12 protein-coding genes and 1 pseudogene are annotated in these 10,910 nt (G+C 36.6%); 1 reads left to right on the forward strand and 12 read right to left on the reverse strand.

Annotated features, from left to right (window positions below; genetic code table 11):
- From J7E77_RS29915 to J7E77_RS29960, 11 genes and pseudogenes are all read right to left on the reverse strand, one after another.
- The coding region (locus tag J7E77_RS29915; RefSeq protein ID WP_214719219.1) for a substrate-binding domain-containing protein at positions 1-634 on the reverse strand (634 nt) is incomplete at its 3' end.
- Positions 635-792: 158 nt separating this feature from the next.
- Positions 793-1,055, reverse strand: a pseudogene (locus J7E77_RS31005) (sugar ABC transporter permease); the annotation flags it as partial.
- Positions 1,056-1,334: 279 nt separating this feature from the next.
- Positions 1,335-1,661, reverse strand: coding sequence for a substrate-binding domain-containing protein (locus tag J7E77_RS29920; RefSeq protein ID WP_214719226.1), 327 nt, complete (start codon positions 1,659-1,661; stop codon positions 1,335-1,337).
- Between the two features lie 189 nt (positions 1,662-1,850).
- A complete protein-coding gene (locus J7E77_RS29925) occupies positions 1,851-2,825 on the reverse strand; it encodes a LacI family DNA-binding transcriptional regulator (protein ID WP_214719242.1) in 975 nt (324 codons plus the stop codon).
- 209 nt (positions 2,826-3,034) lie between these two features.
- Complete coding sequence (locus J7E77_RS31010) at positions 3,035-3,148, reverse strand: hypothetical protein (RefSeq protein WP_308160861.1); 114 nt, start codon at positions 3,146-3,148, stop codon at positions 3,035-3,037.
- A 7-nt stretch (positions 3,149-3,155) separates the two neighbouring features.
- On the reverse strand, positions 3,156-3,482 hold the full coding sequence (locus J7E77_RS31905) for an IS3 family transposase (protein ID WP_214719244.1): 327 nt from the start codon (positions 3,480-3,482) through the stop codon (positions 3,156-3,158).
- Between the two features lie 23 nt (positions 3,483-3,505).
- Positions 3,506-3,937, reverse strand: a complete 432-nt coding sequence (locus tag J7E77_RS29940) for an HTH domain-containing protein (RefSeq protein WP_214719228.1) — start codon at positions 3,935-3,937, stop codon at positions 3,506-3,508.
- 143 nt (positions 3,938-4,080) lie between these two features.
- A complete protein-coding gene (locus J7E77_RS29945; RefSeq protein WP_214719230.1) occupies positions 4,081-5,514 on the reverse strand; it encodes a glycoside hydrolase family 32 protein in 1,434 nt (477 codons plus the stop codon).
- 12 nt (positions 5,515-5,526) lie between these two features.
- Positions 5,527-6,360 (reverse strand): carbohydrate ABC transporter permease, encoded by an 834-nt coding sequence (locus J7E77_RS29950; RefSeq protein WP_214719232.1) that lies wholly within the window; start codon positions 6,358-6,360, stop codon positions 5,527-5,529.
- Positions 6,357-7,298: a carbohydrate ABC transporter permease gene (locus J7E77_RS29955; RefSeq protein WP_214719234.1), complete on the reverse strand. Its 942-nt coding sequence runs from the start codon at positions 7,296-7,298 to the stop codon at positions 6,357-6,359. The genes J7E77_RS29950 and J7E77_RS29955 overlap by 4 nt, the downstream gene beginning before the upstream one ends.
- A gap of 69 nt (positions 7,299-7,367) precedes the next feature.
- Positions 7,368-8,747: an ABC transporter substrate-binding protein gene (locus tag J7E77_RS29960; protein ID WP_214719236.1), complete on the reverse strand. Its 1,380-nt coding sequence runs from the start codon at positions 8,745-8,747 to the stop codon at positions 7,368-7,370.
- A gap of 212 nt (positions 8,748-8,959) precedes the next feature.
- Here J7E77_RS29960 and J7E77_RS29965 point away from each other — a divergent pair, with 212 nt between their 5' ends.
- The gene (locus J7E77_RS29965; RefSeq protein ID WP_214719238.1) at positions 8,960-9,946 is read left to right on the forward strand and encodes a LacI family DNA-binding transcriptional regulator; all 987 of its coding nucleotides are present in this window, start codon (positions 8,960-8,962) and stop codon (positions 9,944-9,946) included.
- Between the two features lie 123 nt (positions 9,947-10,069).
- Here the strand turns inward: J7E77_RS29965 and J7E77_RS29970 are convergent.
- Positions 10,070-10,910, reverse strand: an 841-nt coding sequence (locus J7E77_RS29970; RefSeq protein ID WP_214719240.1) for an IS3 family transposase, incomplete at its 5' end; no start/stop codon positions are given.

Raw genomic sequence — 10,910 nt, forward strand, 5'->3', positions numbered from 1 at the left:
ATGCCTTTTCACGATTTCCTTCACCGTTTTGCTTCGCTACTATTTTAATTTTAGAATCTTTAATAGCTTCCTCAAACCCTTTAATACGGTCTGTTACGGCTGAAACAGGAGGTCCATCAATGATAGCAATGTTTCCTTTTCCACCTAATTGATCAATGACATATTCTCCAGCTAGTTTACCAGCTTGATAGTTATCCGATGTAACAGTAGCATCGACACCACCTTCAGCATTCGTATCTACAGCGATTACAGGAATACCAGCGTCTTTTGCCTGTTGAACAGCTGCTGCAATTCCTTTTGTATCAACAGCATTTAATAAAATAACATCTACTTTTTTTGTAATGAAGTTTTCAATTTGAGAAGTTTGTTTTGCGAGATCATATTCAGCACTTTCAACAAAAACATCTGCACCTAATTCTTTCCCTGCTTCTTCAACTCCTTTTGACATGGCAACAAAGAAAGGATTGGCCAAAGTACCTACAGTTAATCCGATAGTTAACTTTTTGTCACCTTTTTGCTCTTTGTTATCATTCTTAGATTCACTTGATGATTCACTAGCACTACTACAGGCAGTCATTAAAGCCATTACAAGGATTAAAACTAGCACAAATAAAGTTTTTACATTCTTTTTCATTGTGAGCCCCCCAGGAATTCATTTAATTAATAAAAACGATTTTCATAGCATGACAAATATTGAAGATTGCATTTTAAGCGTTTACAAATCTGTTGCTGCTTCACCTCCCTTAAGACGTTCTATTATGAGTCATTTTCCTTAAAGATGTGCGTAAATTATAGAGCAAGAAAAATCGGAAGCGGGAAACCAATGATTAATTGAGTAACGCTGAGACCAAGCGTGTTTTTGATAAGGGTCCAAAATTGGATTCAAAAAACCGCTCAAAGTGTTTTAATCCAACCCACGGACTTCCCATAATCCCTTTTGTTGCGACAAAATCCTTAAATGCTATTAATACTCCATACATTGGGACATAATGGAATACAATAAAATAAATTAATGCGGCTAAAAGAAATAAGTAGAGCTGATAATTACTTAAGATTTTTTTTAACTTTAATCCTTTTTAACTTTCAATAGGTGCATCGATTACATAATTTTCCTTCCTTGCCACTTCTAAGCCCTTACCTCTCTTTCTAGTATCATAATACTAAGATTCGATAAATCCCTTACTCTTTCATTACATTGAAACGTTTCCAATTTGATTAAAAAAAATATTAACGCTTTGTTGTTCTCTCACTTTACATAAAGCAGGTACAGTAAACACCTTGTCCCAATGCCAAATTGAAACGTTTCCAATGGAGAGTTAAAAAAATGATGACTGTCAAGTCGTTTCTCCTTCACTGTACATGACCGGGATTCGATAAATCTCTTGCTCCAGCGGTTCACCTTCAATCTTTCTTAAGAGGAGTTTCACAGACGTTCTGGCCATTTCTTCGACAGGCTGTCGAATCGTTGATAGAATCGGGTGAAACAGCTTATTATCTTGAATTCCATCATAACCAATTACTTTTACATCCTCTGGTGTCCGTATTCCATATTGTTTAGCTTTATCAATATATTTGGCGGCTAGTAGATCCGTATTAGTAAATATGCCGGAAACAATACGATGTTCTTTTATTTTAAAGAAATTTCCGAAATCTAGTATCATTTAGTTTATGTAATACTAAGATTCGATAAATCCCTTACTCTTGCATTACATTGAAACGTTTCCAATTTGATTAAAAAAAATATTAACGCTTTGTTGTTCTCCCACTTTACATAAAGCGGGTACGATAAACACCTTGTCCCAATGCCAAATTGAAACGTTTCCAACGGAGAGTTAAAAAAATGATGACTGTCAAGTCGTTTCTCCTTCTCTGAACATGACCGGGATTCGATAAATCACTTGCTCTAGCGGTTCACCTTCAATCTTTCTTAAGAGAAGTTTCACAGACGTTCTGGCCATTTCTTCGACAGGCTGTCGAATCGTTGATAGAATCGGGTGAAACAGCATATTATCTTGAATTCCATCATAACCAATTACTTTTACATCCTCTGGTGGCCGTATTCCATATTGTTTAGCTTTATCAATATATTTGGCGGCTAGTAAATCCGTATTAGCAAATATGCCGGAAACATTACGATGTTCTTTTATTTTAAAGAAATTTCCGAAATATTCCTCATCATTATAAACAGTATCATTCTCCTCATAAATGATATATTCAATCCCTTGAGCCTTTGCTTCATCGATAAATCCTTTTTTCCGAAGTTCGACCTCACTGTAGGCAGAACTAGTGATTCCAAGATACGCCGCTTTTTTTGCTCCCGCCTTTACAAGTTCTTTTAAGGCAATGCGGCCGCCAGAATAGTTATCTGAAGTTACACATGTGATTTTTTTTCCAAAATGACGATCAATGCTAATAATAGGAATATCGGTGTTCACACTATCCTCGATGTCATTGTAAGTAATCTCGATAATGCCTGCTACTTTATTCTGATTAAGCATATCGAAATAATAAAGCTCTTTGTCAGGTCTGCCTCCACTATTGCAGAGCATCAATTTAAAACCTTCCCGGTCAAGCTCATCTTCGATATAATAGGCCAGCTCCGAGAAAAACGGATGCCATACACTAGGGAGTAATAACGCAACCATTTTTGATTTTTGCATTTTAAAGTTTCTTGCTACTTCATTAGGTATGTAATTTAATTTTTTGATCGCAGCATTCACTTTCTCCCGTGTTTCGGTCCTTACATTCGGATGATTGTTAATGACTCGTGAAACGGTGCCAACTCCAACTCCTGCCAGGTCTGCAACATCTTTTAAACTTGGCACCACTACTACTACCTCCAATATTAAAGCGATTTCATAAACTTATACTATCACTATTTTGGAAACGTTTCAACGGTTTTTTTATAAATAAATTAAATATTAAAAAAATGGTTGAAAATATTCCTCCTCAACCATTTTCCCTATCAGATATGCTGTTTTGAACTTTAGCCGACCCTCTGCCGCATCACTAAGAGTAGAATTGTAAATACGACCTACATTTTTTCCTCAACTCCATCTCCGTCTACAAGAACTAATTCACCCACACTCAATCGGTGTAATTGTTTCACAACAGGAATCCCCGTTCCGGAAACACCTACGACTCCAATCGAGAGACTAGAGAGTTTCTCCGTCGTGTTTTGACCTTCTCACTTTAGCAATCAGTTGATATTTGCGCATTAATCTTCGTATTTTCTTATGATTCATTTCCACAAAATAATCATTTTCTAAGATCATTTTGATTTGTAATGCCCCGACCTTTTCCTTTTTCTGTTGAAAAATAAACTGTATTAGTTCGATATCCAGTTCATCCTCAACATCATTACGTTGGCGAACTGTGGCAGCCTTTAACCAAGCATAGTATCCACTTCTACTAACTTCAGCTAATTCACATAAATAACTGACTAAGTTCTCTAAATGGTGTTGACGAATGGTGTGTTCAATAAGTTGAAATTTCTCTGAAGGTGTTAAAACCGTTTCTTCTTCAACGCCTGCCTCTCTAGTTCCTCTAGCTTTTTTAAGAAGTCATTTTCAACTTCTAAAAATTTGATTCTAGCTTCAGCCTTTTTGAGTTTTTCTTCTACTGATAGTTCCTTTGAAGACGGTCGACCACTACTTGCCTTTCCTCTGCGCTCAGATTGAAGACCAAGTTCACCAGACTTCTCATAGGTGTCACGCCATCTTTGAAGACATCTTTTGGGCTGATTTTTACCTATTACTTCAAGGTTAAATCCATTTTCAATAAAAATTTGAGAAGGGATTTTTCCACTTTTATATTCCATTACAGCCTTTACTTTGAAGTCAGAATTATAGGAAATAGCACGTTCTGATACACGTAAAACGTTCGGGTTCTTCTCCAATTCTTTCATCTGATATTCCGTAAATAAATTCTTACTCATGTAAATCCCGTCCACAATAATTCTTTTATTATAAACGGGTTTTCTTTTTGAGGACATAGGAAAACCCGAATAAAGGTACTTTTTAATTAGTGTCCATTATTCGGGTTATAGTTCAGTTAAACAGAGCTGTTTTATTTCGTTTATTAAGAACTAAACACCTCATAACGAACTTCTTTTAATTGGGCCCCTTTTCCTGAAAGGACAATGCTTGTTCCTTTTTCTTTTTCATATGCCGTAAATGTTGCGACTTTTTCGCCCTTATTCACAAAGATTTCAACTGAATGAAGATCCACATATAATTCTAGTGTGTTTTCTTCATTGTTAAAACAGTCTCGTATGGTAATTGGTTCACTATCTCCATAATCAGAAGTAATCACAACAGAATTGGATGATGGATCCACAATCACGCGTGTTGCTGTTGTTTCTTCCTTGTTTAATTCAACAACAAACGATTCACTCTTAGATAATAGTGATAGGGATAAATATCCTGTTCTTCCGCTTTCAATGTGCAAGTCCTCATTTAATGAAACATGTTCATGAACAGCAACAGGTGTGAAATAATCGTCATGGCTAATATAAGCTCGTTGAATCAATGTGTTGTTTTTGATGTGTAACTTTCTTGGTAAACTCATCATGCCGTTATAGCCGTACTCTTTTGGTGGTGTTGCTTTTGTCCAACGATGCATCCATCCAATTAAAAGTCTCTCTCCGTTTTGACCGTCCGTTGTTTGTGGTGCGTAAAACGTTGCATAATCTAGCAAGCCCTTTGCCTCAGGAGTGAATGCTCCGTTTTCAAAATCCATGTGTCCAATCACATAAGACGTCTTTTTCTCTACTTCTCCGTCAAATTCAAGGTCGCAAGGCATTTCTGAGAAAATTAGCATATCTTTTCCGTCTAAGTGGAAGAGATCTGGACATTCTAGTAACGTATTTTCTTCAAATGGCATTTGAAAAATAGAAGAATGAAAGCTCCACTGAAGTAAATCTTTTGATTGGAACATGATGATTTCACCACGACGTTTCGAATTTCTTACCGCTAATACACAGTAGTATACCCCGTCACGCTCTAACACTTTAGGGTCTCTGAAATCACAAATGAGATACCCTTCTGGCAATTCTTTTTCGCCAATCACGGGATTTAATTTGGATTTCTCGAAATGGATACCATCCTCTGACACAGCAACACACTGACGTTCAGCAATTTGTGATTCATCTTTATCAAACCCTAAGTTAGGATCAATATGACCTGTATAAATGAGATAGAGCTTCCCATCCTTTTCAATCGCACTTCCAGAAAAACATCCGTTTGCATCATACGCTTTGTCATTGGCCATCGCTACGGGAAGGTACTCCCAATTGACAAAATCATTTGTGGTTGCATGACCCCAATGCATGTCATTCCATACAATGTCATACGGGTAATACTGATAAAAGAGCTGGTATTTCCCTTTGTAGAATGAAAAACCATTTGGGTCATTGATCCATCCGATTTCTGATGAAAAGTGAAAAAGGGGTCGGTTATTTGTTTTATGTTTGTTTTCTTTGATATAGTCGTTTGCTTTTTGTAGTCGATTCATAGGGCACCTCTTTTATTTAATTCCACTTTGCATGGAACCTTCCACAATGTATTTTTGGAAAATGATATAAAGAATAACGATTGGAATCATTACGATTGTTAGTGCAGCCATCATGTGACTTGTGAAAATGTTATACTTGTCTGCAAAAACCGCATTAAGGGCAACTTGAATAGGCATCAAATCTGCGTTTGATAACGCCATAACCGGCCATAGAAAATCGTTCCATGATGCTAAGAACGTTAAAATTCCAACTGTAATATACATATTTAAGCTTGACGGCATGACGATTCGGAAGAAACATCCGACTTCACTTAGTCCATCGATTTTTCCTGATTCAATCAATTCACCAGGGAAGGATAAGAAATGTTGTCTGAATAAGAAAATGTTCATCACATTGATGATAAATGGCAGCAAATAACCTGGAATCGTGTTGATTAATCCCATTTCATTTACCACTAAAAACAATGGAAGAATGGTCGCTTCAATTGGCACAATCATAAGAGCGATAATAAAAATTAAAATCCAATCTTTAAATGGAAATTTAAATCTTGCTAGAGCATATCCTGCCAATGAATTGATGGTTAATCCTACAACCACTGTAACGGATGCATAAATCAAACTATTTCCAACGTTTTTAAAGATGTTATAAAAACCTAATAACTCCACATAGGAATCAAACGAAAGATCAGAAAATCTTGGAACAAAGGCAAAGATTGTATCAATATCTTTGTAAATCACTTCATCGATTTTAAATGAAGAAAGAATCATCCAAATAAGAGGAAGTAAAAATTGTAATGCCATAAGAGACGCCAAGATATAAAACAAGGTTTTCTTTACAATTTTCATGCTGCTTTCTCCTCTCTAAATAGCTTTTTAATAATGATTGAGATAACGACTAAGAAAATCGTGAATACTAATGTAATGGCACTTGCATATCCAATGTTTCGGTGACGGAATCCATACTCATAAATGTATTGCAAAATGGTAATCGTTGAGTAATCCGGACCTCCACCTGTCATAACCATCGGTTGAACAATGAGTTTAAACGCCTGAATCGTGGTGGTGATCACTAAAAACATCAGAATGGGTTTTAATGACGGAATGGTAATAAATAAAAACTTTTGGAATGCATTGGCTCCGTCAATGTCCGCTGCTTCATAAAGGCTTCCATCAATATTTTTAAGTCCTGCTAAAAAGATCATCATTTGATACCCACACCCTGACCATGCAGAGATCGCAATGATCGTATACATTGCTTGAGACGCACTTGAGAGGAAAGGCTGCTTTGAAATCCCAACATTTGCAAGGAGTTCATTAATTAATCCAGATGTTGGGTTTAACATGACCGTCCATAGGATTGAGATGACAACAAGAGATAAAACAGCTGGTGAAAAATAGGCGGTACGGAAGAACCCTACGCCTCTGATTTTTTTGTTGACAATGAGCGCAAGTCCAAGTGCTATCGATAGTTGCAGAGGAACAACAAACACCACAAACTTAATCGTGTTCATGAAACTTTGGATCAACACTTCATCTGTCATCATTCGCTTAAAGTTTTCAAGCCCAATAAATTCTTTGTCGTTTGGTTTTAATAAATAGTAATCCGTAAACCCGTACGTAAACGCTAGAATAATTGGTAAGACAATGAAGAGAATCGCAAGAATTAAAGCAGGTGTTAAAAATCCGTAAGCGGACACGATATCTCTTTTTTTATAATGTTCGCTTTGTCTGAAGTGTTCGGTTGTATTTCTCACTTTTACAAAACGTTTGATAAATTTCTTCATGGTTCACACCCCTTTTTAAAAAAGAGTAAGAGGTGAGGTCATCGCCTCACCTCTTACTTTTACAAACGATTATTTTTTGTACTTTGCAAATTCTAATTCAATTTTCTTCGCTGCATCGTCTAAATATTGCTTGATCGTTGCTTCATCTGTCGCTTTGTTTTGAGCGATTTTTAGAATGACGTCTTTTGCAAAGGTTTCAGAAAGATAAGGATATCCAGGTGATACAGGACGAGATTTGTTTGTGTTTTCCACTTGATACTTTAATACTGTCCATGCATCGTTGTGATATGGGTTGTCTGTATTTGTATCAATCGCGTCAACGGAATTGATTCTTGTTGGAATGGAACCGTTTTTAGCGAAATATTCTTTTGTTGCTTCGTCGTTATTTAACCATTCCATGACTTCAACGATTTGCTTGATGCGTTCTTCGTCTTCTTCTTGTCCGTTACGAACAAATGCCCAAGAACCTGATGGTGTGTATAACCCGTCGAAGTCTTCACTCATTTTTGGATAACGAACGGTTTTGAATTTTAAATCAGGATAATTATTGATAAGTTCATTTACATACCAGAATCCGCTAACAGATAGTGCTGATTTTCCTGTATGGAATGTTTTTTCGGATTCTGTCGCACTAGCAAGTGCTGGTTTAGCAAATAATTGCGCATACTTTGTTAATGCTTCTACACTTTTGTCACTGTTTAATACGCCATCAACTGTTACACCATCTTCAGCGACGATGTTTGCATCATTTCCCCAAAGAAGTGGTGTGAAGTAGTATGTTCCTAATTCATAGGCACCTGCAGTAATGTCTGTTAGTAATAAACTTACAGGCACTTCATAATTTGCAAACGCTGGATCATCCGACGTTTTTGCAAACTCGTCCACTTTTCTTGATAACTCAATAAATTGATCCCATGTCCAGTCTTGATCAAGTGAAGGAACTAATGCTTTTACATCTTCAGGTAATGCATTGATCATGTCTTCGTTATACATGATGGCTACGCCTGAGTCTGAATAACCCATTCCGTAGAATTTCCCGTCCACTGTTCCTTGGTCGATGATCGCTTGCGTGAATCCATCTTTGAATCCTTCGCTCATGTATTCATCTAGTTCACCAAGTAATCCTGAATCAACGTAAGCCCCAATATCAGGTCCGTCTAATGTAAAAATATCAGGCATTTCATTTGCTGTAATTGCTGCATTCAGCTTATCTATGTAGCCTGAACCAGCTCCTGCACGTGTGATGTTTTGTATTTCGACTTTTGGTCCGTCTGGATGAGCCTCATTGTAGCTCTTTACTCGGTCAGCAAACATCTTTCCTTCTGGATGATCAGCTGCGGCTTGTGTCCAAACAGTGATTTTTTCTTTGTCGCTAGCCTGTTTTGAATTACATCCTACTAATGAGATGGCTAAGACTAATGCTGAAACTAACAAAATTAACTTTTTCATACTGCTTTTTAACCCCCTAGATTAGAATATTCAGTGAAAACGTATTCACGCTTTCTGATTTCATGTTACAACATCAAAAAATGTGTGTCAACAGTTTTTACAAGCGCTTTCATTAATCCGAAATATATAGTATACTAAAAAAAGTAATTCCTTTAATTAGAAATATTCATATATAAAGAATACGTTTTCTCAGCGCTTGAAAGGAGCCATGTATGAGTAAACTTACGATGAAAGAAATTGCGAAACTTGCAAATGTTTCACAAGCCACTGTATCACGAGTGATCAATGGTAATAAAAGCGTCAATGAAGAGGCTGCAAAACGGGTACTCAAAGTCATTGAAGAAGTAGGGTTTATCCCAAATAATGCTGCCCAAACATTAAAAAGAAGCCACTCAAACATTATCGGTGTCTGTGTGACCGAGACCTTTAACCCATATTTTGTTGAATTGATTGATACACTAGAACTTGAAGCGCGTAAACGTGGATACAATATTTTATTGCACAACTCAAAACACAATCCGATTACCGAATGGGAAAGCATCCAAAATTTCATCGCCCGACAAGTAGACGGAATTATCCTTGTCCCAAATGGTGAGTACAATATCCAACGATTGAACAAACTTGCTATCCCAACTGTAATCATAACGAAAAATCGAGAATCTCTAGATAGTATCGGTCTTGATCACATGCAAGCTGGAAAGATTGCTGGCGAGAATTTTATCTATGCAGGTCATAAAAAATTTGGGTTTATCGGGACGGTTCCTGATGAGAAGTATTTGGGCTATAACAGTGTCTTGTATGAAAACGGTTTTGAGTTAAACAGTTTAATCAATGTTAAACAGACCTCGACAAATAATTTTTTGATACAACAAGACATAGAAGCATATTTTAATCAGGCTGACCGCCTCGATTTCACATGTGTCTTCGCTGCAAACGATATCATGGCGCTTGAATTCTTGAAAGGTGCTCAAAAAAGGGGAATCCGTATCCCTGAAGATATCAGTTTGATTGGCTTCGATGATACGTATCTTGCTAAAATCATGGGGATTTCCAGTATCCATCAACCCATCGAAGAAATGGTCAAAACAACCATAGAGATTCTTCTCAATCGAATTGAAAACGAAGTCTCATCAGAAAAGATTAATATACAATTAGCCCCCACATTAATTGAAAGAAAAAGCTCTAATTTTAAAAGATAGCAATATCACTTTGGCTGTAAAAAAGGGAGCCATAATGTATACTAAGATTTCATTAAATATCAAAAGCATTTTTAAAAGGCAACTCCCTATTATGAGGTGACCCCCGAAAGTTAGAGTTTTATTTTATGCAGCTAATTGGCAGGTATGGACACGGTATTGTACCGGACTCATGCCTGCCAATTTTTGCTTTATCCGCTTGTTATTATAGTAATTTATATACTCTTCAATTCTCTTTTTTAATTCCTCAAATGTACACAGTGCTTCTCCGTAATACATTTCTTGTTTTAGTAACCCAAAAAAGTTCTCCATAGGTGAATTATCTAAACAGTTTCCTTTCCGCGACATACTCTGGAACACCTTGTATTCCTTGAGTGTTTCTACCCATTTATGATGTTGATAATGCCAGCCTTGATCAGAATGTACAGTGGTTCTATACTTAGAATCTTTTACAATTTCAAGTGCTTCCTCAAGAGGGTTGAGGGCTAATTCTAAGGTTGGGCGCATACTTATCCCATATGATAGAATTTCACCATTGAACATATCCATAATTGGACTTAGGTACAGTTTTACACTGTCTGAACACTTGAATTCTGTAATATCTGTGGTTAATTTTTGATGACACACATTTGTATGAAATCGACGATTGATACGGTTCTTAGCAACAGCTCCAGTGGTACCCTTGTAAGAACTGTATTTGCGTGATTTTAATCTGAATTTATCACCTTTGAGTCCGAGTTTATTCATGATGCGTTGAACCTTCTTATGATTCACTTCAACCCCACGGTTTTCCAATTCTAATTGAATACGACGATAACCATAATTTCCGTTATGTTCTTCGAAAATGGATTGAATCAGTTCTTCTAACTCCTGGTCTGGATTATCCTTCTTCATCATTTTAATATGATAGTGGTAGGAGGATTCTGGAATTCCGACTATATGTAAAACATCTTTTAATTTGAAGGTT

This window comes from Bacillus sp. ISL-77, assembly GCF_018613105.1.